Annotated in this window: 22 protein-coding genes; 16 read left to right on the top strand and 6 right to left on the bottom strand. The window is 63.2% G+C overall.

Annotated features, from left to right (window positions below; translation table 11 throughout):
• Positions 1-71: 71 nt before the first annotated feature.
• The 7 genes from AC0VX3_RS07940 to AC0VX3_RS07910 all read left to right on the top strand — a co-directional run bounded on the left by AC0VX3_RS07940 (position 72) and on the right by AC0VX3_RS07910 (position 8,147).
• Complete coding sequence (locus AC0VX3_RS07940) at positions 72-794, top strand: FadR/GntR family transcriptional regulator (RefSeq protein ID WP_475524248.1); 723 nt, start codon at positions 72-74, stop codon at positions 792-794.
• Positions 778-1,806 carry an ABC transporter ATP-binding protein gene (locus tag AC0VX3_RS07935; RefSeq protein WP_475524247.1) on the top strand — a complete coding sequence of 343 codons (1,029 nt, stop codon included), beginning with the start codon at positions 778-780 and terminating at the stop codon, positions 1,804-1,806. The genes AC0VX3_RS07940 and AC0VX3_RS07935 overlap by 17 nt, the downstream gene beginning before the upstream one ends.
• On the top strand, positions 1,803-2,933 hold the full coding sequence (locus AC0VX3_RS07930; protein WP_475524246.1) for an ABC transporter ATP-binding protein: 1,131 nt from the start codon (positions 1,803-1,805) through the stop codon (positions 2,931-2,933). The genes AC0VX3_RS07935 and AC0VX3_RS07930 overlap by 4 nt, the downstream gene beginning before the upstream one ends.
• Positions 2,934-2,938: 5 nt before the next feature.
• Positions 2,939-4,444 (top strand): ABC transporter substrate-binding protein, encoded by a 1,506-nt coding sequence (locus AC0VX3_RS07925; RefSeq protein ID WP_475524245.1) that lies wholly within the window; start codon positions 2,939-2,941, stop codon positions 4,442-4,444.
• Positions 4,445-4,506: 62 nt separating this feature from the next.
• Complete coding sequence (locus tag AC0VX3_RS07920; RefSeq protein WP_475524244.1) at positions 4,507-5,454, top strand: ABC transporter permease; 948 nt, start codon at positions 4,507-4,509, stop codon at positions 5,452-5,454.
• Positions 5,451-6,329 (top strand): ABC transporter permease, encoded by an 879-nt coding sequence (locus AC0VX3_RS07915; RefSeq protein WP_475524243.1) that lies wholly within the window; start codon positions 5,451-5,453, stop codon positions 6,327-6,329. The genes AC0VX3_RS07920 and AC0VX3_RS07915 overlap by 4 nt, the downstream gene beginning before the upstream one ends.
• A gap of 30 nt (positions 6,330-6,359) precedes the next feature.
• Positions 6,360-8,147, top strand: a complete 1,788-nt coding sequence (locus tag AC0VX3_RS07910; RefSeq protein WP_475524242.1) for a gamma-glutamyltransferase family protein — start codon at positions 6,360-6,362, stop codon at positions 8,145-8,147.
• Positions 8,148-8,179: 32 nt separating this feature from the next.
• Here the strand turns inward: AC0VX3_RS07910 and AC0VX3_RS07905 are convergent, their stop codons facing one another.
• The gene (locus AC0VX3_RS07905) at positions 8,180-9,247 is read right to left on the bottom strand and encodes an ABC transporter ATP-binding protein (protein ID WP_475524241.1); all 1,068 of its coding nucleotides are present in this window, start codon (positions 9,245-9,247) and stop codon (positions 8,180-8,182) included.
• Positions 9,248-9,442: 195 nt separating this feature from the next.
• Here AC0VX3_RS07905 and AC0VX3_RS07900 point away from each other — a divergent pair, with 195 nt between their 5' ends.
• From AC0VX3_RS07900 to AC0VX3_RS07870, 7 genes are all read left to right on the top strand, one after another.
• Entirely contained in the window at positions 9,443-10,201 is a 759-nt protein-coding gene (locus AC0VX3_RS07900) for a GntR family transcriptional regulator (protein WP_475524240.1), read from the top strand.
• Positions 10,198-11,184 (top strand): alpha/beta hydrolase, encoded by a 987-nt coding sequence (locus tag AC0VX3_RS07895; protein ID WP_475524239.1) that lies wholly within the window; start codon positions 10,198-10,200, stop codon positions 11,182-11,184. Before AC0VX3_RS07900 ends, AC0VX3_RS07895 begins: the two co-directional genes overlap by 4 nt.
• Before the next feature lie 29 nt (positions 11,185-11,213).
• Positions 11,214-12,428, top strand: coding sequence for an ABC transporter substrate-binding protein (locus tag AC0VX3_RS07890; protein ID WP_475524238.1), 1,215 nt, complete (start codon positions 11,214-11,216; stop codon positions 12,426-12,428).
• A gap of 150 nt (positions 12,429-12,578) precedes the next feature.
• Positions 12,579-13,508, top strand: a complete 930-nt coding sequence (locus tag AC0VX3_RS07885) for a carbohydrate ABC transporter permease (RefSeq protein WP_475524237.1) — start codon at positions 12,579-12,581, stop codon at positions 13,506-13,508.
• Positions 13,505-14,338: a carbohydrate ABC transporter permease gene (locus AC0VX3_RS07880; RefSeq protein ID WP_342893193.1), complete on the top strand. Its 834-nt coding sequence runs from the start codon at positions 13,505-13,507 to the stop codon at positions 14,336-14,338. Before AC0VX3_RS07885 ends, AC0VX3_RS07880 begins: the two co-directional genes overlap by 4 nt.
• Before the next feature lie 20 nt (positions 14,339-14,358).
• A complete protein-coding gene (locus AC0VX3_RS07875; RefSeq protein ID WP_475524236.1) occupies positions 14,359-15,246 on the top strand; it encodes a sugar phosphate isomerase/epimerase family protein in 888 nt (295 codons plus the stop codon).
• Entirely contained in the window at positions 15,243-16,235 is a 993-nt protein-coding gene (locus AC0VX3_RS07870) for a Gfo/Idh/MocA family protein (RefSeq protein WP_475524235.1), read from the top strand. The genes AC0VX3_RS07875 and AC0VX3_RS07870 overlap by 4 nt, the downstream gene beginning before the upstream one ends.
• Positions 16,236-16,369: 134 nt before the next feature.
• Here AC0VX3_RS07870 and AC0VX3_RS07865 read toward each other — a convergent pair whose 3' ends face one another.
• The 5 genes from AC0VX3_RS07865 to AC0VX3_RS07845 form a co-directional block, all read right to left on the bottom strand.
• The gene (locus tag AC0VX3_RS07865) at positions 16,370-16,696 is read right to left on the bottom strand and encodes an NIPSNAP family protein (RefSeq protein ID WP_475524234.1); all 327 of its coding nucleotides are present in this window, start codon (positions 16,694-16,696) and stop codon (positions 16,370-16,372) included.
• The gene (locus AC0VX3_RS07860) at positions 16,693-17,181 is read right to left on the bottom strand and encodes a TRAP transporter small permease (RefSeq protein WP_475524233.1); all 489 of its coding nucleotides are present in this window, start codon (positions 17,179-17,181) and stop codon (positions 16,693-16,695) included. Before AC0VX3_RS07860 ends, AC0VX3_RS07865 begins: the two co-directional genes overlap by 4 nt.
• A gap of 2 nt (positions 17,182-17,183) precedes the next feature.
• Positions 17,184-18,470, bottom strand: coding sequence for a TRAP transporter large permease (locus AC0VX3_RS07855; RefSeq protein WP_475524232.1), 1,287 nt, complete (start codon positions 18,468-18,470; stop codon positions 17,184-17,186).
• A 54-nt stretch (positions 18,471-18,524) separates the two neighbouring features.
• On the bottom strand, positions 18,525-19,496 hold the full coding sequence (locus AC0VX3_RS07850) for a TRAP transporter substrate-binding protein (protein ID WP_475524231.1): 972 nt from the start codon (positions 19,494-19,496) through the stop codon (positions 18,525-18,527).
• 66 nt (positions 19,497-19,562) lie between these two features.
• Positions 19,563-20,474: an NAD(P)-dependent oxidoreductase gene (locus tag AC0VX3_RS07845; protein ID WP_475524230.1), complete on the bottom strand. Its 912-nt coding sequence runs from the start codon at positions 20,472-20,474 to the stop codon at positions 19,563-19,565.
• A 135-nt stretch (positions 20,475-20,609) separates the two neighbouring features.
• On the opposite strand from AC0VX3_RS07845, the gene AC0VX3_RS07840 reads away from it, so the two are divergent.
• Positions 20,610-21,353, top strand: a complete 744-nt coding sequence (locus tag AC0VX3_RS07840; RefSeq protein WP_475524229.1) for a FadR/GntR family transcriptional regulator — start codon at positions 20,610-20,612, stop codon at positions 21,351-21,353.
• Between the two features lie 20 nt (positions 21,354-21,373).
• On the top strand, positions 21,374-23,020 hold the full coding sequence (locus AC0VX3_RS07835) for a thiamine pyrophosphate-binding protein (RefSeq protein ID WP_475524228.1): 1,647 nt from the start codon (positions 21,374-21,376) through the stop codon (positions 23,018-23,020).
• Positions 23,021-23,038 lie beyond the last annotated feature (18 nt).

Raw genomic sequence — 23,038 nt, 5'->3', positions numbered from 1 at the left:
CAGGGCTTGCGCCGGACCAATTCCCCCTTGATACTGAGACCAATAAAGATTGGTTCACGATACGGTACGGCATGATTGAAGCGGAAAAGCCCTCACAGCGGAACTCGAGCCTGGCGCTCGAGCGGCTCAGGATCATCGTCGACCAGCTCACCGCCGAAGGCACCGAGCAGGTGCCGACCGAGCGCGAGCTGTCGGAGACCATCGGCGTCGGCCGCAGGGCGGTGCGGCGGGCGCTGGAAGTGCTGGAAACGGAAGGCAAGATCTGGCGACGGCAGGGAGCCGGGACATTCATCGGCCCCGAGCCCGCCCAGCCGGAAAAGCAGATCCGCGCTCTCAACGAGAATTCCAACATGCTGGAGGTGATGGAAGTCCGCCTGCAGATCGAGCCGGTGCTGGCCCGCCTGGCCGCCTTGCGCGCCACTCCGGCGGACATCGCCGCCATGCGCGACGTTGCCGGCCGCCTCGCCGAGGCCGAGGACATGGACGGACGGGAACTGTGGGACGGCGCGCTGCACCGGGCCATCGCACGGGCCGCCAACAACACCCTGTTCCTGGCGCTGTTCGATGTGGTCGACCGGGTCCGCCAGGATGCCGCCTGGCGCCATGTGCGCGAGGCGCTCAGGACCGATGACGCGATGACGCTCTACAAGTCCCAGCATGTCGACATCATCGGCGCCATCGAGACCCGCGACCCGATCTCGGCGGAAAAGGCCATGCGCGGCCACCTTCTGGCCCTTCAGCAGCGCCTTCTCTTCCAGAGCGCGACAGAGGTGGGCGATGACGAAGACCGCTGAAGCGCAGGGGGCGCCAGTCCTCGGCGTCAAAAATCTCGCGCTGCGCTTCAAGGGCGCCCCCGCCAACATCATCGACGGCATTTCTTTCCAGGTTCATCCGGGCGAGACCCTGTGCATCGTTGGCGAAAGCGGTTGCGGCAAGTCGGTCACTGCCCTGTCGCTGATGGGTCTGCTGCCGCGCACGCTCGCGCAGGTCATGTCCGGCACGGCCATGTTCGGTGATCGCGATCTGCTGACCCTGCCCGAACGCGCCATGGCGGACCTGCGCGGCAATACGATTTCCATGATCTTCCAGGAACCGATGACCTCGCTCAATCCGTCCTACCGGATCGGCGACCAGATCGCCGAGGTCGTGCTGCGCCACAGACAAGCGACACGGGCCGAGGCCAGGCAGCGTGCGCTCGACATGCTGGACCGGGTCAAGATCCCCGCCGCCTCCAGCCGTCTGGACGACTACCCGCATGAACTCTCCGGCGGCATGCGCCAGCGCGTCATGATCGCCATGGCCCTTGCCAACGACCCGGCGGTGCTGATTGCCGATGAGCCGACCACTGCGCTGGATGTCACCATCCAGGCCCAGATCATCGATCTGATCGAGGACCTGCAGAAAGAGACCGGCACCGCGCTCGTCATGATCACCCATGACCTCGGCGTGGTCGCGGAAGTCGCCGACAGGGTCTGCGTCATGTATGCCGGCCGCATCGTCGAGGACGGTCCCGTGGAAGCCATCTTCGACGATCCCCAGCACCCCTATACCATCGGCCTGATGAGCTCGGTGCCCTCGGTCGGGCCGCGCACGGGCCGGCTGACGACCATCGGCGGCATGGTGCCGACCATCGACCGGATGCCGGACGGCTGCCGCTTCACGCCCCGCTGCCCGTTCGCGCAACCGGCCTGCGAAGCCGCGTCGCCGCCTTTGACCGAACTCGGCCCCTCGCACCGGGCCGCATGCCACTATGCGCCGCTGGAAACCGCCTTCACAGAGCCTGCATCTGCGGAGACCGGATCATGACGGTCCTGAGGCCCCCGACCGCCGAGCGGATCATCGAGACCCGCGCACTCACCAAGCGGTTCACCAGCAGCAAGGGCCTGTTCGGCGGCACCGTCTCCGTCAGCGCCGTCAACGATGTTGCCCTGGACATTCGGCGCGGCGAGACCTTCTCCATTGTCGGGGAAAGCGGCTGCGGCAAGTCCACCCTGGCGCGCCTGCTGGTGCGGCTGCTGCCGGCGTCCGAAGGCGCGGTGCTCTACGAGGGCAACGACATTTCCGAGCTGTCGGAGCTGGAAATGCGGCGCCTGCGCAAGGATCTCCAGTTCGTCTTCCAGGACCCGTTTTCCTCGCTCAATCCGCGCATGACCGTCGGCGCGCTGATCGAGGAGCCGATCAAGGTCCACACACGGCTTTCCAGGTCCGAGCGGCGCCGGAAGGTGGCGGATCTTCTGAAAAAGGTCGGCCTGCGCCCGGCTTTCGCCAACCGCTACCCGCACGAGTTTTCCGGCGGCCAGCGCCAGCGCATCGGCATCGCCCGGGCGCTCGCCAGCGGACCCAAGGTGATTGTCGGCGACGAGCCCGTGTCCGCGCTCGATGTCTCCGTGCAGGCCCAGGTGATCAACCTTCTGGAAGACCTGAAGGCCGAATTCGACCTGACCCTGATCCTGATCGCCCATGACCTGGCGGTCATCCGGCACATGAGCGACCGCATCGCCGTGATGTATCTGGGCGAGATCGTCGAACTGGCGCCTAACGACGCCTTGTATGACAAGCCCCTGCATCCTTATACGCAGGCCTTGATGCGGGCGATCCCGATCGCCTCGCCCCATGGCCGGTCCATGGACGTATCGCTGACCGGCGACGTGCCCTCGCCGCTCGCGCCCCCGTCCGGCTGCCGCTTCCATCCCCGCTGCCCGCATGCGAGCGATGTGTGCACCACCGCCCGGCCTCCGCTGGCGGAGGCCGGTGCGCGCACGGTCGCCTGCCATCACTGGGAGAAAATCTCCGCGAGTTCCCCGGACATCGTCCGGGAACCGCCAAGAAGTGCAGACGCGGAAAAGCGCTTCGCGCTGTTTCGCGAAAAAAGTCAACGACAAGAGCCGACCACGGCCGGAACAACCGAAAACCGAACTTTCCGAGAGGTGTGACAACAATGCGTAAGCAATTCCTGGCAGCCCTGCTGCTCAGCGCGACAACCCTGGCAACGGCGGCCCAGGCCGCCGACCTGCGTATCGGCCTTCAGGACGATGCCGACGTGCTCGATCCGGATCAGTCCCGGACCTTCGTCGGCCGTATCGTCTATGCGTCGATGTGCGACAAGCTGGTCGACATCACGCCGGACCTTGAAATCGTTCCCCAGCTGGCCACCGGCTGGAGTTGGTCCGACGACGGCAAGGTCCTGACCATGGACCTGCGCGACGGCGTGACCTTCCACGACGGCACGCCGTTCGACGCCGAGGCCGTGAAGGCCAATATCGAGCGTTCGAAAACAATGCCGGAAAGCCGCCGCAAGAGCGAGGTCAAGTCCATCGAGAGCGTCGATGTCTCCGGCCCGCTGCAGGTCAAGTTCAACCTGACGGCACCGGACGCGACCCTGCTGGCCCAGTTCGCCGACCGCTCCGGCATGATGATGTCCCCGACTGCGGCTGCCGCTGCCGGCGTGGACTTCGGCGCCAATCCGGTCTGTTCCGGCCCGTTCAAGTTCGTGGAGCGCGTCCAGCAGGACCGCATCGTGCTGGGCAAATACGACGGCTACTGGAACGCCGATGCCATCAACTTCGACACGGTGACCTTCCTGCCGATCCCGGACACCACCGTGCGCCTTGCCAACCTGCGCTCCGGCGATCTGGACATGCTCGAGCGGCTGGCGGCCACCGACGTCGCCTCCGTCAAGGGCGATGACGCTCTCTCCTACGCCGAAGCCGTCAGCCTGGGTTACCAGGGCATCACGGTGAACATCAACAACACCGAAAAGGGCGACAATCCTTTCGGCAACGATGCGAAGATCCGCCAGGCCTTCAGCCTGTCGCTCGATCGGGACGCGATCAATCAGGTGGTCTTCGAAGGCGCGTTTGCTCCGGGCAACCAGCCCTTCCCGCCGACCAGCCCCTGGTACGACAAGGACTATCCCGTCCCGGCCCGCGACGTGGCCAAGGCCAAGGAGCTGCTGAAGGAAGCAGGCTATGACAGCCTCGATGTGGAAATCCAGGTCGCCAACAACCCGGTCCAGACCCAGATGATGCAGGTCGTCCAGTCCATGGCCGCCGAGGCCGGTTTCAACGTCAAGCTGAAGACGATGGAATTCGCCAGCCTGCTGGCTGACCAGTCCGCCGGCAACTACCAGGGCAGCCAGGTCGGCTGGTCCGGCCGTGTCGATCCGGACGGCAACGTCCACCAGTTCATGACCTGCAAGGGCGGCATCAACGACTCCAAGGTCTGCATTCCGGAAGTGGACAAGCTTCTGGATGAAGCCCGCACGAGCACCGACCTTGCAACACGCAAGGCCAAATACGATGCCGCGCGCGATATCCTGATCGAGGAACTGCCGATCATCTATCTCTATCATGTGACCTGGATCTGGGCGCTTTCCGACAAGCTGGAAGGCTTCACCCCCTATCCGGACGGCATGATCCGCCTCGAGAACGTCAAGTTCAAGTAAGTCGAACCAACCTCGGATCCCGGCTTTCCGCCGGGGTCCGCTTCAACTCGGGTCGTGCCTGAATGCTGTCCTATATCGCGCGCCGGCTGCTCATCGCCATACCGACGCTCATCCTCGTGTCGATCTTCGTCTTCGTCTTGCAGAAACTGCTGCCCGGCGATCCGGCGCTTGTGCTTGCGGGCGAGGAACGCGATCCCGAGATGCTCGAATTCATTCGCGAGAAATACCGTCTCAACGACCCGATCATCATGCAGTATTTCTACTGGGTGAAAGCTCTGCTGCAGGGAGACCTGGGCATTTCCCTCAGAACCCGCCAGCCGGTGCTGGACCTGATCGGCGACAAGCTGCCGGTCACCATACAGCTTGCGGTGATGGCGATGATCATCGCCTTCGCGATCGGCATTCCGGCGGGCATCCTCTCCGCCGTCAGGAAAGGCACAGCCGTCGACTACATTGCCAATTTCATTGCGCTGTCCGGCCTGTCGATTCCCAATTTCTGGCTCGGCATCATGCTGATCATGCTGGTCTCGGTAAACCTTGGCTGGCTGCCGGCCTCCGGCTATGTGTCGCCCTTCGAGGATCCGGTGAAATCGTTCCAGACCATGATCATGCCCGCCTTCGTTCTGGGCACCGCGCTTGCCGCCACCTTGATGCGCCACACCCGCTCCGCCATGCTCGGCGTCCTGAAAGCCGATTATGTGCGCACCGCCAGGGCCAAGGGCCTTCTGGAAAAGACCGTCATCCTGAAACACGCTTTCCGCAACGCACTGCTGCCGATCGTCACCCTCAGCGCGCTCCTCTTCGGCGAGCTGCTTGCCGGGGCTGTCCTGACTGAGCAGATCTTCACCATTCCCGGCTTCGGCAAGCTGATCGTCGATGCCGTCTTCACCCGCGACTACGCGGTGGTGCAGGGCGTCGTCCTGTGCACCGCCGCAGGCTTCATCCTGATGAACCTGATCGCCGACGTTCTGTACTTCCTTCTCAACCCGCGCATGAGGAGCAGCCTGTGAGCGCCGTGACCGCCACCGCCGAAGCTGCGGAAGAGACCGTCAGGCCGGAAAACCGCGCCTGGAAGAAGCTGAAAGCCAACCGCAGCGCCCGGTTCGGCCTGATCATCGTCGCCTTCTTCATCGGCATCGCGCTTGCCGCGCCCATCCTGCCCATCGACGACCCGATCGCCACAAGCTGGAGCGACGTTCGCAAGGCCCCGTCCGCGGCCCACTGGCTGGGCACCGACGAGATCGGCCGGGACATCCTGTCACGGATGATCTGGGGTGCGCAGGCCTCCCTGCTGGCGGGGGTCGTCTCGGTGTTCATCGCTGTTCTTGTCGGTGTGCCTTTCGGCCTCGTGTCAGGCTATTTTGGCGGCTGGACCGATCAGGCGATTTCGCGGGTCACTGACGCGCTGCTGGCAACGCCCTTCCTCATCCTGGCGATCGCGCTCGCGGCGTTTCTGGGGCCGAGCCTGACCAACGCGATGATCGCCATCGGCCTGTCCGCCGTGCCCATCTTCGTCCGGCTCACGCGCGGACAGGTGCTGGCGGTGAAGACCGAGGACTTCGTGGAGGGCGCCCGCGCCGTCGGATTGACGCATGTGGCCATCATGGACCGCTACATTCTGCCGAATGTCCTGGCCCCGATCCTGGTCCAGGCGACACTCACGGTGGCCACCGCGATCATCGCCGAGGCCAGCCTGTCGTTCCTGGGGCTGGGCCAGCAGGCCCCCGCACCCAGTTGGGGATCGATGCTGAACGTCGCCAAGAACTTCATGACCCAGGCGCCCTGGATGGCCTGGTGGCCGGGGGCCGCGATCTTCCTGGTCGTGCTCGGCTTCAACCTGCTCGGCGATGGCCTGCGCGACGCTCTCGACCCGCGCGAGACCTGAAACCGTTTTTTCAACCCAAAAGAGTAGATCATGTCGACTTTCACCACCCGTCCCGAAATAACCGGCTCCTTCGGAGTCGTTACCTCCACCCACTGGATTGCCAGCGCCGTCGGCATGAGCATCCTGGAAAAGGGCGGCAACGCCTTTGACGCGGCGGTCGCGACCGGTCTCGTACTGCAGATTCTCGAGCCGCACCTGAACGGTCCCGCAGGTGATCTCCCGGTCATCTTCCACGACGCGAAGACCAACGAGACCAAGGTCATTTGCGGCCAGGGGCCGGCCCCTGCAGGGGCGACCATTGCGCACTACAAATCCGAGGGCATGTCCCTCATCCCGGGCAACGGCCTGCTCGCGACCGTTATTCCGGGCGCCTTCGACGGCTGGATGCTGATGCTGCGCGACCGGGGCACGCTCAGCCTGCGCGATGTTCTGGAACCCGCGATCTACTACGCCGAACACGGCCAGCCGACATTGCCGGGCACGGCTTCGACCATCGCCGGCCTCAGTGATTTTTTCGAAAAGGAATGGCCGACCTCCTTTCAGACCTGGCTTCCGAGCGGCAAGGCCCCGAAGACGGGAGAGCTGTTCCGCAACCCGGTGCTGGCGCAGACCTGGAAACGTCTGCTTGATGAAGCCGAGAGCAAGAGCGGCCGCGAGCAGCAGATCGACGCCGCGCGCGACTGCTTCTACCGGGGCTTCATCGCCGAGGAGATCGGCAGCTTTCTTGAAACCGCCGAGGTCATGGACGGTTCGGGCAGCAAGCACAAGGGTGTCCTGACACGGGACGATCTGGCCAACTGGCAGGCCACTTACGAAGACCCGCTGACGGACGACTACCACGACTGGACCGTCGCCAAGACCGGCCCCTGGGGCCAGGGCCCGGTTCTGCTGCAGTCACTCGCGCTTCTGCGTGGGTTCGACATCGGCGCGATGGACCCGGCCGGGCCGGATTTCGTCCATCACGTCACAGAAGCCATGAAGCTCGCCTATGCCGACCGCGAGGTCTATTACGGCGATCCGGACTTCATCGACGTGCCGCTCCAGAAGCTGCTCGGCGAAGACTACAATTCCGCCCGCCGCGAGCTGATCTCGGGCAGCGCGTCCTTCGACCTGCGTCCCGGCACGCTTGCCGGTTTCGAGGACCAGGTTGCCCGCAGCATGGCGATGATCGAGCGGGCCGGGATCGCCGATACCGGGATTTACGAGCCGACCATGGCGCATCTGTCGGAGCGGCGCGGCGATACGGTGCATCTCGACATCATCGACCGCTGGGGCAACATGGTCGCGGCAACGCCGTCGGGCGGCTGGCTGCAATCCTCGCCAATCATTCCCTCCCTCGGTTTCTGCCTCAATTCAAGGGCGCAGATGTACTGGCTGGAAGAGGGGCTCGCCGCGAGCCTGGCGCCGGGCAAACGCCCGCGCACCACGCTGACACCGAGCCTCGCCTTCCACCAAGGCCGGCCGACGCTCGCCTTCGGCACGCCGGGCGGCGACCAGCAGGACCAGTGGCAGCTGTCCCTGTTCCTGCGCCTCGTTCATCACGGGCTCAACCTGCAGGAGGCCATCGACCTGCCGCTGTTCCACACCACCCATTTTCCGACATCCTTCCACCCGCGCCAGCGCCAGCCGGGCCACCTGATGGCGGAAGGCAATTTCAGCGCCGACACGATCAGGGAGCTCAGGGCGCGCGGCCATTCGGTCGAGGTTTCGGGCAACTGGACCATCGGCCGGCTGACCGCCGCCAGACGCGAGGCGGACGGAATGCTGAAGGCAGGCGCCACACCAAGGCTCATGCAGGCCTACGCCATCGGCCGCTAGCGCGTGTCGCGGCGAACCGGATCGGACGCAGGTCAGATCCGGTTGCCGGTCGAAGCGTCGAAGAGATGAATGTCCGCCGGCTTTACTTTCAGATCGAGCCGCGTGCCGGGCCTGAGGTCGGGGTCCGGTGCGAGCCGGGCGGTGATCTCCTGATCGCCAAGCATGCAGATCGCCATCGTGTCCGAACCGAGCGGCTCCAGCACATCGACCGTTACCCGGATCATGGCCTCGTCGGTGGGACAGCGGATCAGGTGCTCCGGCCGGACACCGACCAGGATCCGGCGGTCGTCGGCGAGCTGTGTTTGCCCGAGCGGGATCCGCGTCTCGCCGAAAAGCGCCGCGCTTTTGCCGTCCAGCGTACCGGATTTCGCTTCCAGTACATTCATCTTCGGTGAGCCGATGAACTCGCCGACGAACCTCGTTTCCGGCACCGTATAGACATCCACCGGTGCACCCTGCTGGATCAGCTCACCGTCCTTGAGGATGACCACACGATCGGCGAGCGTCATCGCCTCCACCTGGTCGTGCGTCACATAGACCATCGTCGTTTTCAGCATGCTGTGCAGGCGCTTGATCTGGGTGCGCATGTCGACACGCAGCTTGGCATCGAGATTAGACAGCGGTTCGTCGAACAGGAACACCTTCGGTCGCCGCACGATCGCCCGGCCCATGGCGACACGCTGGCGCTGACCGCCCGAAAGCTGTCCCGGCTTCCTGTCCAGAAGCTGGGTGATCTGCAGAATGTCGGCGGCCTCCTCGACCTGGCGCCGCCGCTCCCCGGCGGACATGCCGCGCATTCTCAGGCCGAAACCGATGTTGTCGGCAACAGACATATGCGGATAAAGCGCGTAGTCCTGGAACACCATGGCGATGTCGCGATGCTTCGGCTCGAGGTCATTGACCACCTTGCCGTCGATTTTCAGCGTGCCGCCGGAAATTTCCTCAAGACCCGCGATCATCCGCAGCAACGTGCTCTTGCCGCAGCCCGAAGGACCGACGAAGGCCACGAACTCGCCGTCCCGGACATCCAGGTCGATTCCCTTGACCGCACGAAAAGATCCGTAGTTCTTGACGATTTTGTCTAGCTCGATAGCGGCCAATTCTGTCCTCCCGCGCCTTTCGGCAGCTCTGCTTCCGGTTCGGTGTTCCCGGCCCGGCATCGGCGGTTTTCCGCTTTTTGCCGTCCGGGCTGCAACCGCGTTGTCCATTTGCCGCGATGCTTTCGCTTGCGTCGCCGCTTCATTATCGCTACATTATCGATAACGTTATCGATATTCAAGCAGCAGATCACAGACATGGCAGCGGAAAGCTTCGACACTCAGGAAAACGGAAAATCCGGGCACGCCCGGCAGCAGCCGCGCCGCGCCACCAAGCGCAGCCATGCGATCTTCGAGGAACTCCAGAAGGACATCATGCTGGGGCACCTGCCTCCGCGCGCCGCGATCCTGGAACTGCAACTGGCCGATCGCTTCGAATGCAGCCAGAGCACGATTCGCGAAGCGCTGATGTTCCTGCAGACGGATGGTCTGGTGGAGCGTCTGCCCCATCGGGGCACCTTCGTCGCGGACAGCCGCGGCGAGGATGCCCGCGAACTGATCCTGATCCGTCACGACATCGAGTGCCGGGGCGTGATCCGTGTCCTGAACCACTTCGGTCCGCTTCTGCGCAAGGAACTGGAAGCGGATCTGGACGCCATGCGCCGGGCCGCGAAAGAGGGCGACGAATACCGGCTCTCCCTCCATGACCGGAATTTTCATCTCAATCTCTACAACGCCGCCGACATGCCCAGCGTCAGCCCGATCCTGCGCCGGTGCCTCATTCACAATCACCGCTACAAGATCCTGAATTCCGAGCCGAACCGGGGTCTCGTGGAGACCGCCGAACGCCATGTGGCGATCCTGGACGCCCTCGCCGCCGGCGACGAGAAACAAGCGGTGGAGGCCCTGTCCCGCCACATCACCACGATCGTGGATTTCGGCCCGAGCATTCTCGCCGTCGATGCGGACACGGGTCCAGAGAAATTGGCCCCAGAGAAATCGGGATCGGCCAAATGATGTCCGCGACCCTGCCTATGCCCCTGCCCTCGGACGCGGACCTGATCCCGACACAGCGGATGCAATGGATCCTCGAGCGCCTCGCCAGGGAAGACGCCGGCCTCGGCGATCCGACGCTTCTGCCGGCGCGGCAAGGCCGCGAGCTTGCCGAACGGACCAATCTTCGCTGGAACAGCGACCTTCCCGATCTGTCCGTCACGGAATTTGCCGTCACCGCCGACGACGGACATTCGATCCCCTGCCGCCTGCTCAGCCCCGAAAAGGCCGACGGCCTGATCCTGTTCGTTCACGGCGGCGGCTGGGCCTTTTGCGACATGACGACCCATGAACGCTCCGCGCGGCTGCTGGCGCTGGAGGCAGGTGCTCATGTGCTGACCTTCGACTACCGGCTTGCGCCCGAAGCCCCCCACCCCGCCGGCCTGATGGATTGCCGGACGGTCTGGAATGCCGTCGCGGCCGGACAGTCAGAGCTGGCCGGGTGTTCGGGACCTCGAGCCCTGGCCGGAGACAGCGCCGGCGCCAATCTCGCGCTCGCCCTGCTGCTCATGATGCAGGAACAGCAAATGCCCGCTCCGGACGCCGCGCTTCTGTTTTATGGCGTCTATGACGCGAATTTCGAAACCGCGTCCTATCTCGGCCAGAAGGACGGCCCCGGCCTGACGCGCGCCAAGATGATGCGCTACTGGGACTGGTACGCCGCCGATCCGGCCGACCGGACCCGGCCGCTGGTGTCGCCGTTTCAGGCAACGGACGATGCCTTGCGCAAACTGCCGCCGATGTTCTTCAACGCAGCGGCCATCGACCCCCTTCGCTCGGATACGGAAAATCTGGTTGGCCGGCTACGCAGCCTGGGCCGGACCGATCCCTACATTCTTTATCCGGGCGTGGTTCACGGCTTCATGCAGATGAGCCTTGAATTGCCGGAGGCCCGCAAGGCTGCGGCGGAAGCCGGGAGGGCTTTCCGCGAACTCACAGGGTCTTGAGCAAAAACAGAAATAAAGTGGAGGAAACAATGTCAAAACTCATTTCGGCCGCGTTCGCGGTTGGACTTCTCGCCGGAACGACGGTCGCCCAGGCGGACGAAACCGTCCGTTTCTGGTATCATTTCGACAATGCCGACAATCCCATGTCGGAACTGGTCGCCAAGTTCGAACAGGCAAATCCCGGCATCAAGATCGAAGCCGAGAACATTCCCTGGAACTCCTATTACGACAATCTCTACACCTCGATTGTCGCCGGCAATGCGCCGGACGCCGCGATGGTCAAGATGTTCGCCCAGCCGCGTCTGGTCGAAATGGGCGCGCTGGAACCGATCGGCGCGCGGATCGACGCCTGGGACGGCAAGGCCGACCTGCAGGACAATCTCCTGAACCTCACCAGGGCCTCCGACGGCCAGACCTATTACCTGCCGGTTCAATATGTGGTGCTCTATCTCTATTACCGGCAGGACATGCTCGAAGAACTTGGTCTCGACGTGCCGAAGACCTGCGACGACTTCCGCGATGTCGCCATGAAGCTCACCCGCGACACCGATGGCGACGGCCAGCTTGATGTCTACGGCTTCGGCTTCAGGGGCGGCAAGGGCGGTCACGATCACTGGGGCAGTCTGGTGCTCTCGCGCGGTGTCGATTTCTCCGCCGGAAGCCTGACCAGTGATGCCGGCGTTGCCGGAACCCAGTGGGTCGTGGACCTGTTCGAAAAGGACAAGGTGTTCCCGCCGTCCGCGCCCAATGACGGCTTCAAGGAAGTCACCGGCGCGTTCAAGGCCGGCAAGACCGCAATGACGATCCACCACATCGGCTCGTCCAACGGCATGGTCGAGGCGCTTGGAAACGCGGTGTCCGCAACGACCGTTCCGGAATGCGGCGGCGGTCACTGGACCTCCTTCGGCGATGAATCCACGGCTGTCTTCTCCACGGCGGAAAACAAGGACGCCGCCTGGAAATGGATTTCCTTCCTGTCGACCGCCGGCAACAACGCCGAGTTCAACAAGGCAACCGGCCAGTTGCCTGTCACCAAAACGGACTCCGAAGGCTGGACACTGCACGAGAAACGCTTCGTCGATGCGACGGTCCAGTCGCTGCCCTTCGCCAACCTGCTGCCGAACACGCCGGAAACTTCGGACTTCGTCAACACGGTCTGGCCGGTGAACATGCAGCGCGCCCTGACCGGCGAGATCACCGCGGAGCAGATGAACGCCGAAATCGACAAGCTCTACAATCCCTGAGTCCTCCCTGGGCGGTCGTTGGCGGGCACGTTGTCCGGCAACGACCGTCCCCTTTTCCAACGGACACAAACAGCACTTGCCTGAAAACGGCAGACGAAAGACTTGAACTGCGTGCGGGAGACACCTCCCGCACCGAATGGAAATTCAACCATGCCCACCATCGACGAAGCGGCGGTCCAACCCGGATCCAGACCACCAGGCCGGGCGGCCCTTGCGCGCAAGGTTCTCCCCTACGCCCTGCTCTCGCCCGCAGTCCTCGTGACACTGGCCATCGTGTTCTTTCCGATGATCCAGGCCGCCTGGATGAGCCTGCACGACTATATTCTCTGGAAACCGAAGGACTTCTCCTTTGTCGGGCTGAAGAACTTCGCGGCTGCCCTCCAGGATGAGGTCTTCTGGATTTCGCTCAGGCATACGGTCATCTGGATTGCCGTGACCATCCCCGCCCAGCTTCTGCTCGGCCTCGCCACGGCCCTGCTGCTCAATCAGAAATTCGCCTGGCGGCCTCTCGCACGAGCGCTGATCATCATTCCCTGGGCGCTGCCGAGCGTGGTCATCGCGCTGATGTGGGTGTGGATCTACGATGCCAATTACGGCATCCTCAACGAGTTCCTGCTTCGGTTGGGCCTGATCAAGGCCTCGGTCCCCTGGCTCGCCGATCCCGACACCGCTCTCTACGCCATCATCCTGACGCTGACCTGGCAGGGCTTTCCGTTCTTCGCGGTGATGATCCTGGCCGGCCTGCAATCGATCCCGAGCAGCTACTATGAGGCCGCCTCCCTGGACGGCGCCGGCCCGCTGCGCCAGTTCTGGCACATCACCCTGCCGGGCATTTCCGGCGTGCTGATCACCGCCGTCCTGCTCAGGACGATCTGGGTCGCCAACTCGATCGACGTGATCTACGTCATGACAGGCGGCGGACCCGGCTATGCCACCTACACCCTGCCGCTCTACGCCTTCATCAAGGCGCGCACCAATCTGGACTTCGGCTACGGCTCGTCGCTTGCCGTCCTGTTCACGCTGATGCTGCTCGGACTGGTGATCGTCTATCTTCGCCGCGCAGGGAGGTCCGTTGACTGATGGTTGGACGCAAATCCCTTTTGCGGCGGCTGTTGACCGTCGATCTGCCGATGCTGCTCATCCTGGCCTTCACACTCGGGCCGTACCTCTGGATGCTGCTGACTTCTCTGACATCGGAAAGCCGCCTGTTCACCGAAGGCCCGAGCCTGATCGGGGCGACCCTTGAAAACTACATCCGGCTGTTTGCCACCGTCGGCTTTCTGACCAACCTGATCCACTCGTTCATCATCGCGGGCGGCACCGTCGTGGTCGGTCTCACCTTGAGCGTGACCGCCGCCTACTCCTTCTCCCGCTTCTCGTTCCGGGGCAAACGCTACCTGCTGCTGCAGTTCCTGATCATCAACATGTTCCCGGTGGTGCTGCTGATCCTGCCGCTGTTCGTGATGATGCGCGTTCTGGGCATTCTCGACACTCACCTGGCGCTCATCATCGCCAACGCCACGGTCGCCATTCCGTTCTCCGTGTGGATGATGACCAGCTACATGAACGGCATCCCGAAAAGCCTGGACGAAGCCGCCATGACAGACGGCTGCAGCCGGCTCGGCGCACTCTGGCGCGTGGTGCTGCCGCTGTGCACGCCGGGCATCATCGCCACCGGCATCTACATCTTCATCACCGCGTGGAACGAATATCTCTACGCTCTCACCCTGGGCGGGCGGAATGTCCGTCCGATCACCGTCGCCATCCAGACGCTTATCGGCGAATACGAGGTCGAATGGGGTCTGTTGACCTCTGGCGGCATCATCGGCGCCATGCCCGCGACCCTCCTGTTCCTGATCGTCCAGAAACGCCTGATCAGCGGCCTGACACAGGGCGCGGTCAAGGGATGACAATGAAAAGGCAATTGAAAGTGAACAACCCCGTCGGCATCATTTCCATGCAATTCGTGCGACCCTTCACCCGCGCCGACCTGGGTCTCTTCCGGCACATCCGCGAGCTCGGCTTCGATTTCGTCGAACTGCTGGTTCCCGAGCCCGACGACGACCTGGACCTGCGCGAGACCGCCCGTGCCCTGCAGGACGCGGACCTCGGCGTCGTGCTGGCGGCCCGTGTCAATCTCCAGCGCTCCATCGCCAGCGGCGACGCGGCGTGCCGTCAGGGGGGCATCGACTATCTGAAACGCTGTATCGAGGTTGCCTCCGCGCTCGGCGCCCGCATTATCGGCGGCCCGCTCTATGGCGAGCCGATGGTGTTCGCGGGCCGCCCGCCGGTCCCCTGGTCGGACGACGACATCAGAGCCCGTGCCGACAGGACGATCGAAGGCCTCGCCGCCGTGGCGCCGGGTGCCGCCGACGCCGGCTGTGTGTTCGCGCTGGAAGCCCTGAACAGGTTCGAGACCGATATCGTCTCCACCACGCGGCAGGCGATCGAGGTCTGCGACGCGGTCGACAATCCGGGCCTCGGGATCGTGCTCGACACGTTCCACATGAACATGGAGGAACGCTCCATCCCCGACGCGATCCGGGCCGCAGGATCGCGCGTCGTCCATTTTCAGGCCAACGAGAACCATCGTGGCTTCCCCGGCACCGGCCATCTCGACTGGCCCGTGATCATGAAGGCCCTGGCCGACATCGGCTATGACGGCCCCGTGTCTCTGGAACCCTTCCGCAGGGACGACGACCGGGTCGGCCTGCCCATCGCCCACTGGCGCGCGCCGCGCGAGGACGAAACCGGAAAACTGCAAGCCGGGCTGGCGCTTATACGCTCCTGCCTTGCCATGGCGGAGAACGCCCAATGACCCTGAACATCGGATGGATCGGCTGCGGCCGCCACGCCACCCAGATGCTGATGCCCCAGCTTGGCCGCAACGACATCAACATCGCCGCCGTCTGCGACGTCAACAAGGAAGCGGCCGCGAACGCCGCCTGGCAATATGGCGCCGATGCCGTCTACACGGATTACCGCGAGTTGATTGCCCACAAGGGCCTCGACGCCATCGGCATGGCCGTCGGGCCGGATCTCCATCATGTCGCCTCCATTGCTGCCCTGGAGCACGGTCTGCCGGTGTTTCTTGAAAAGCCGCCGGCGAAGGACACCGCCGCGGCAAGAGAGATCGCGGCCGCTTCCGAGCGCACCGGCAAGCCCGTTCTGGTCGGTTTCATGAAGCGCTATTCGACCGGCAACCGGATGGCCGGCAATGTCCTCCGCAAGGGGGATTTCGGCCAGGTTCTGGGCATCACCGGCAGCTACATGACCGCGCCGACCTATTTCGCCGGCGAGGTCGACTATACCGGGTTCTACCTCCACCACTGCGTCCACTACATGGATCTCATCCCCTGGTTCGCAGGCAGCGATTTCAGCGACATGGCGCTACGCAAGATCGAGCCGAAGCCGGGCCATCTGCTGTTCCATCTCAATTTCGAATGCGTCAACGGGGTCATCGGCACCATCGTCATGGGCACCGTCCAGTCCCGGGGCACGCCGATGGAATCCATCCAGATCATGGGCGATCATATCCGCCTGGAAGTCGACAACATCATCAACGTCGCCTGCTACCGCGATCCGCCGTTCAAGGCGGACGATCCGGACGCGACCCTGTCGGACACATCGGACACCCTGTCCTGGACGCCGAATTTTACGGCTGCCGCCAACGAGGATCACAAGGGCTACCACGCCCTGATCACCGACGTTGCCGCCGCCTTCCGTCAGGAAAAGTCGTCAGCCCCGGACATCCATGACGGCGTGCGCGCGATGGCAAACCTGGAACGGATGGTCGGCTTGATCTGACCTGATCTGATCTGATCTGACCTTAGCTGATCTGATCTGAGCCGGGCAGACCGGCCCCCGCGCTTTCCTCGCCAGCCACCACCCGGCCCGTTCAGGGCCCGGTGGCGGCTGGCGGAAGTCTGGCAGGTACCTGCTCAGAATTGCGGCATCTTGAAGAACGAGGCCGGGGTCAGGATCGTGTTGACCTGACCGACCAGGTAGCCTGCGTCCGAACTCAATTTGAGATATTCCTGCCACTTGGGATCGGCCGCCAGTGCAGCCCGTTTCGCCGCCCTGTCGGCCGCGTCCTCATAGACCCAGACATGCACGTAGGAATTGACGTTGCCCGTCTCGACCGCGCCGTAAAGAATGGGTTGCCCGAGATGTTTGGACTGGGTTGCCCAGCCGCTTTCCTCATAGAGCTTCATGTGCTTGCGGATCGTGCCGGGACGGCAGGTGTATGTGCGGTGATCGAAGATCATTGTTGTGTCTCCCTGGAGGAATTGAAGCCGGTCAGAAGCCTGAGCAGTTCGGCTGAAGAGTAGATGAGCATCACCGCCCCGGAGAGCGGGATGGTGATGTAGAACAAGGCGGTCGGCAGCCCCAGAATGGGCGTCAGGGCTTTCGCGCTGCGTGTCAGGTCGGCGCCATATGCCGTCATCACGACCAGAAAACAGATCGCGAGCAGCGTTGTCACCAGACGCAGGATCCGCGCCGGAATCGCAGGAAGGGACCGCTCCAGCCAGTCGACCTGGAAATGGTCCCTTTCCCGCCAGAGGGCGGCGGCCCCGATAAAGACCATCCACGCGAACAGCCCCTGGACGATTTCATCGAACCAGGAGAACCCGGCGAGCTGGAATGTTCGCGCGATAACGTTGGTCAGCAGCAGCAGGAACAATGCAGCCAGGCAGAAAACGGGAATTGCACGCAGTATGAATCCGGCAATCCTGTCGATAGTTGCAAGCATGGCTAGTTTCCGAGCAGAAGGTTGGGAAGCCAGGTCGACACGGCCGGAAAGGCGATGACGGCCAGAAGCACGACACAGAGCCCCGCAAGATAGGGAAGCAGGGCTTTCGACAGACGCCCGACGCTCAGTTTTGCGATCGAGGACACGGCGAACAGCACCATGCCCACCGGCGGTGTCAGCAAGCCGACCATGGAACACATGATCATGATGACCCCGAACTGCACCGGATCCACGCCGATCTGGGTCATCACCGGGTAGAACAGCGGCACCGTCAGGACAATGACCGCGATCCCTTCCAGAAACATCCCCAGCACCAGCAGGATCGCAACCACGATGCCCATGATGACGACCGGGTTGTCGGAAAATCCGATCAGGCTGCTGACCAATTGATTTGGGATGCGCTGATGGATCAGCAGCCAGCCGAAGAACCCGGCCGCCGCAATCACGAACATCACGCGGATCGTATGCTGGAGCGTTTCCCAGAGGATGCCCGGCAGGTCCCGGACCGTGATTTCCCTGTAGACGAACATCGACAGGACCAGAGCATAGGCACTTGCCGCGACGCCTGCCTCGGTGGGCGTGACGATCCCTCCGAAAATGCCGGCGATGATGATGACCGGCGTCAGCAGCGACAGGGCCGCGCCGAGGAAACTGCGGCCGATTTCCAGCCAGTCGATGCGGTGGCGTTTCGGCATGCCCCTGCGATGGGCGATGATCCAGACCGAGGCCATCAGCGCAAGGGCCATGAGAACGCCGGGCACGACGCCCGCCAGAAACAGCTTGGCAACGGAGACGCCGGTGATCGAGGAATAGAGAACGAAGGGGATCGAGGGCGGGAACACCGGCCCGATGGTTGAAGAGGCGGCCGTGATCGCGGCCGAGAATTCGGGATCGTAGCCCTTGTCCGCCATGGCCTTCAGTTCGACCTGACCCAGGCCCGCCGCGTCGGCGACGGCAGCGCCGGACATGCCGGAAAAGAACAGCGAGGCCAGAACGTTCACCTGTCCGAGGCCGCCGCGCACATGGCCCACGCACGCATCGGCGAACCGGAAGATCCGTTCGGTTATGCCGCCGGTGTTCATCAGGTTGCCGGCCAGGATGAAAAACGGAATGGCCAAAAGGGTGAACCCGGTGGTTGCCGAGAACATGCGCTGCGGCACCATCGCCAGGATGCGGAAATCGCCCTGCAGGGCATAGAAACCGACGGCGGTCAGTCCCAGCGACACGGCAACGGGAAGCCCGATGGCGATCAGGATGATCAGGGTGGCCAGTATCAGGAAGGTTGTCATGTGATGTCCCGGGCTTGCTGCCCCGTGGAAGTCACGGGGCAGCGAACCAGTGCGTTAATCGAGGAAGCTGAGGAAGGTGTTCATGTTGTCCGCACCGCTGTATTCCGCCACACGCTCACGGGCAGACCCCATCTTGGCTGCGAATTTCGAGTGATCCGGACGCGTCACCTTCATGCCCTTGGCTTCCAGCGCCGCGATTTCCTCTTCTTCCTGCGCAATCACGGCAGCGCGCATCATGTCTCCGGCCGCCTTGCTTTCCTCGCGCAGAATCTGCTGCTGCTCCGCCGTCAGGCTATCGAAGGTGTCCTTGTTGATGACATGGACCATCGAATTGTAGACGTGCCTGGTCAGCGCCAGATGTTCCTGAAAATCGTTCAGCTTGTAGTGGTAGATGACGCCGATCGGGTTTTCCTGGCCGTCGACCACACCCTGGTTCAGGGCATTCGGCAATTCGGGAAAGGCGATCTGGGTCGTTGCCGCGCCGAGACCTTCCAGGGCGGCGACGATCTGCAGCTCGGGCGGTGTGCGCAGCTTCAGCCCGACCACATCGTCCGGGCTTTCAATGGGACGAACCGAATTGGTAATGTTCCTGAAGCCGTATTCCCAGTTGGAGAGCATCACCAGGCCCTGCTCCTCGAGCTTCGGAGCCGCCCATTCCATGAAGGGGCCGTCCAGAACCTCGTGGGCATTCTCGTAGGACGAGAAGGCGAACGGCGTCATGACCGTGCCGAAGGCCTTTTCGTATTTGTCCAGCCCGCCCTGCGTGGGCAGGTTCATTTCGATCGCGCCGAGAATGGTCTGCTCAAGCTGCTCCGGAGGTGCGCCCAGCTCATTGGCGGGGTAAAGCTCCACTTCGATCGTGCCGCCGGTGCGCTCCTTGACGTTTTCCGCGAACTGGACCGCAGCAAGATGGCCGGGATGGGACTCCGCAGCAAAATGCGCCAGACGCATGGTAACGTCCTGGGCCATGGCCGCCGAGGCCATTGCAAGCCCGGTTACGGTAGCAAGTAATGTGGATCTGAGCATCTTTGGTTCCTCCCGTTTGATGCAAATGTAACCACCCCCGACGTCTTCCCTCGCCGTGGGGTGGGATCAGTCTTCCGTCTTCGGCGGAAGCGCGGCTTCCACGCCTGAAAACTCCTCGTAAGGCTTGATGACGGCGGTACAGCCCTCGTCCGCGTGCCCCATGATGGAGGCCAGCGCGTAGGTCTGGTGAATGGACTGGGCCATGAAGCCGGGCATACCGGCCGACTCGAGCCATTCCGCGTAGTAGCGGACGTCCTTCTGGGCGTTCGCCAGGGACATGTGCGGCGTGAAATCCCGGCGCAGGGTCATCTCGCCATAAAGATCCATCATGCCCGACTTGCCTCCCGCAGCGGAGATGATGCCGATGACCTTGGTCATGTCGAGGCCCTCCTTCGCGGCAAGCGCGAAGCCCTCACAGAAGCTCGCAACGTTGGCGAACGCAATGTAGTTGTGAATGAGCTTCAGGCGGATCGCGTGGCCCGCCGGTCCGACATGGAAAATGTTTTCCGCATAGGTATCGAAAATCGGCCGCAGGCGCTCCAGAAGCTCCTCGCTCCCGCCGAACAGGATATTGACCTCGCCCCGGTCCGCATGGATCGGCGTGCGGGTCATCGGAGCCTCGACATAGTCGATGCCGTGATCCTCGCAGGCCTGCCGCATCACATCGACATGCTCAACGGAAACGGTGGTGTGATCGAGAAAGATACTGCCGGGCTTCATCGCCGCCAGAACGCCGTTCGGACCCAAGGCAAGTGCCTGCACCGCTTCCGCGGTGGTGATGCAGACCGCAAAGACGTCCGCGTTCCTGGCCATGTCCACAGGCGAGGCCCCGGCCTTGGCACCCTGCGACACCGCATGAGCAACGGCGCCCGCATCCAGATCGGCAACCGTGAGATCCAATCCCGCCAGCAACATGTTCTTTGCCAGCCCCCGGCCCATGCCGCCAAGTCCGATCAGTGCGATACGTGTCGCGGTCATCCGCTTCTCCCTGTTGTTAATCGCAAGAAAACATAAAATCAGTTGTCAGACAACCTGTTTTCTGTTTTATTATTATTGTTGATGGCCACCGGCTCGAATTGTACTAGGTTGTCGAAAGCCTACCGGAGCACAGGAATGAACGAGAACTCACCCCTATTTGACCGTATCGACCGTCCACGCAGGTTGCCGGACGAAGTCGCGGTCTCGATCAGCAAAGCCATCGACAGCGGACAATTGCAGCCCGGAGACCGGCTTCCGACCGAGGCGGAACTGTCCCAGCGTTTCGGGGTCGCCCGAACGGTGGTGCGGGAGGCGATCTCGTTTCTGCGCTACAACGGCGTGGTCGATTCCAGGCGCGGGGTCGGCGCGTTCGTTGCGGATCCGAGCAAGCGGTCGGCGTTTCGGATAAGTCCCGCCTGTTTTGAAAAACGAAAACAGATCGTCCAGCTACTGCAACTGCGCACCGGGGTTCAGGCGGGAGCGTCCGCGATCGCGGCGGAGTCCCGCAGCGATGACCAGATGCAGGAAATCGAGGACATCTTCAGAAAAATGGAAGCCGCCGACCTGCTGGGGCCCGAGACGGCCCTGGAGGAGCGGGTTGATCTGGAGCTGCTCCTGTATCGCTCCATCACGGTGGCCTCGGGCAATCCCTACTATGTGGATGTCGTCGCCATGATCGAGACCAACATTCAGGACAACCTTCGCTCCGCATTCCTGAAGAATGCCGCCGCATCCGAATTCGGCGTGGAAATTCTGGACGAACATCGCGCTGTTGTCGACGCCCTGGCCAAAAAGGATGCCGAAGCAGCCCGACTTGCCACGCGCAGGCGTTTCGAGCGGGCCGCCGAACGGCTGGCCGCCCGGGAAGACTTCGCCTGAAAAACTCTTGAGGTGAAATTGTGAGTGAACTGTCAACGCGCCATGGCGGCGCGCTTCTTGTCGATTGTCTTGTTGCCCAAGAGGTCGAGCGCGTCTTCTGCATTCCCGGCGAGAGTTTTCTTGCGGCCCTGGACGGTCTCCGGGATTCGCCGATTGACGTGGTCGTCGCGCGCCAGGAAGGCGGAGCGGCCATCATGGCGGAGGCCGTCGGAAAACTGACCGGTAAGCCGGGCGTCGCCTTTGTGACGCGCGGTCCGGGCGCCACGAACGCGAGTGCCGGTGTCCATATCGCGTTTCAGGATTCAACACCGATGGTCCTTTTCGTCGGCCAGGTGGCAAGCGACCAGCGCGACCGTGAAGCCTTCCAGGAAGTCGACTACAGGGCGATGTTCGGTCCCTTGGCGAAATGGGTTGGGGAAATCGATCGCGCGGACCGCATTCCCGAATATGTGTCCCATGCCTTCCATGTCGCCCAGTCCGGGCGTCCGGGTCCGGTGGTTCTCGCCCTTCCCGAGGACATGCTGTCCGGCCCGGCCCAGGGTCAGGCGGCCTCCGCCGCGGTGCTGCCCTCCGGCAAGGCCGCGCAGGAAGACATTCAGGAAGTGATCGACCGGCTCAGACGTGCCCGGAACCCGATGGTCATTGTCGGCGGCGGCGGCTGGTCCGCAGAGGCCTGCGACGCGCTCGCCAAATTCGCGGATGATCTCGACCTGCCGGTGGGCGCTTCGTTCCGCTGCCAGGATTATCTGGACAACCGGCATCCGAATTATGTCGGCGATGTCGGTATCGGCATCAATCCGGCCCTGGCCCAAAGAGTTCGCGAGGCGGATGTCGTGCTGGCGCTTGGAGCCCGGCTGGGTGAAATGACCACGTCCGGCTACACATTGCTGAAATCGCCGGTGCCCGATCAGAGCCTTCTTCATGTCCACGCCGACCCGTCCGAGATCGGCAGGGTCTACCGGCCCGACCTTGCCGTTGTCGCCCAACCCGGCGCCGCCTGCATCCAGTTGGCTCAGGCATCCTCGAGATCGCTCAGGCGTCCGGAGCGGGTCCTTGCGCGGGCCGCCTATGACGCATGGCAGGAATTGCAGGAAACGCCGGGGGCCTTGAAAATGGAAAGGGTGATCGGCCACCTCAACACGGTGCTCCCGGATGACGCCATCCTGGCGAACGGCGCGGGAAACTATTCCGCCTGGCTGCACAGATACTACCGGTATCGCGGTTGGCGCACGCAGCTGGCACCGACATCGGGGTCGATGGGATATGGTCTGCCGGCGGCCATCGCCGCGAAACTTCAGCATCCCGAGCGCGACGTGATCTGCCTGGCCGGAGACGGCTGCTTCCAGATGGTCAGCCAGGAGTTCGGCACCGCCTGCGAGCAGGGCGCCAACGTCGTCGTCCTCATCAGCGACAATGGCATGTACGGCACCATTCGCATGCATCAGCAACGGCATTATCCCCAACGCCCCTCGGGAACGAAACTGACCAATCCCGACTTTGCCGCCCTGGCAAGAAGTTATGGCGGTCTGGGGCTCACGGTCTCCGCGGATGCGGAGTTTCCGGACGCCCTGGAACAGGCGCGACAGGCATCCGTTCCCAGCATCGTTCATCTGAAGCTCGACCCAAGGGCACTGTCGCCGAGACTTGAGCTGGAGGACGCCGGCTGAGCCGACGTGGATACGGGC

This window comes from Roseibium sp. QJM3NY_11 (genome assembly GCF_056173175.1).
This window is presented reverse-complemented; position numbering and strand designations above follow the sequence as displayed.

Coding starts and splice junctions, on each gene's coding strand:
- AC0VX3_RS07940 (WP_475524248.1), top strand. CDS start 72: ATGATTGAAGCGGAAAAGCCCTCACAGCGGAACTCGAGCCTGGCGCTC.
- AC0VX3_RS07935 (WP_475524247.1), top strand. CDS start 778: ATGACGAAGACCGCTGAAGCGCAGGGGGCGCCAGTCCTCGGCGTCAAA.
- AC0VX3_RS07930 (WP_475524246.1), top strand. CDS start 1,803: ATGACGGTCCTGAGGCCCCCGACCGCCGAGCGGATCATCGAGACCCGC.
- AC0VX3_RS07925 (WP_475524245.1), top strand. CDS start 2,939: ATGCGTAAGCAATTCCTGGCAGCCCTGCTGCTCAGCGCGACAACCCTG.
- AC0VX3_RS07920 (WP_475524244.1), top strand. CDS start 4,507: ATGCTGTCCTATATCGCGCGCCGGCTGCTCATCGCCATACCGACGCTC.
- AC0VX3_RS07910 (WP_475524242.1), top strand. CDS start 6,360: ATGTCGACTTTCACCACCCGTCCCGAAATAACCGGCTCCTTCGGAGTC.
- AC0VX3_RS07900 (WP_475524240.1), top strand. CDS start 9,443: ATGGCAGCGGAAAGCTTCGACACTCAGGAAAACGGAAAATCCGGGCAC.
- AC0VX3_RS07895 (WP_475524239.1), top strand. CDS start 10,198: ATGATGTCCGCGACCCTGCCTATGCCCCTGCCCTCGGACGCGGACCTG.
- AC0VX3_RS07890 (WP_475524238.1), top strand. CDS start 11,214: ATGTCAAAACTCATTTCGGCCGCGTTCGCGGTTGGACTTCTCGCCGGA.
- AC0VX3_RS07885 (WP_475524237.1), top strand. CDS start 12,579: ATGCCCACCATCGACGAAGCGGCGGTCCAACCCGGATCCAGACCACCA.
- AC0VX3_RS07870 (WP_475524235.1), top strand. CDS start 15,243: ATGACCCTGAACATCGGATGGATCGGCTGCGGCCGCCACGCCACCCAG.
- AC0VX3_RS07865 (WP_475524234.1), bottom strand. CDS start 16,696: ATGATCTTCGATCACCGCACATACACCTGCCGTCCCGGCACGATCCGC.
- AC0VX3_RS07860 (WP_475524233.1), bottom strand. CDS start 17,181: ATGCTTGCAACTATCGACAGGATTGCCGGATTCATACTGCGTGCAATT.
- AC0VX3_RS07855 (WP_475524232.1), bottom strand. CDS start 18,470: ATGACAACCTTCCTGATACTGGCCACCCTGATCATCCTGATCGCCATC.
- AC0VX3_RS07850 (WP_475524231.1), bottom strand. CDS start 19,496: ATGCTCAGATCCACATTACTTGCTACCGTAACCGGGCTTGCAATGGCC.
- AC0VX3_RS07845 (WP_475524230.1), bottom strand. CDS start 20,474: ATGACCGCGACACGTATCGCACTGATCGGACTTGGCGGCATGGGCCGG.
- AC0VX3_RS07840 (WP_475524229.1), top strand. CDS start 20,610: ATGAACGAGAACTCACCCCTATTTGACCGTATCGACCGTCCACGCAGG.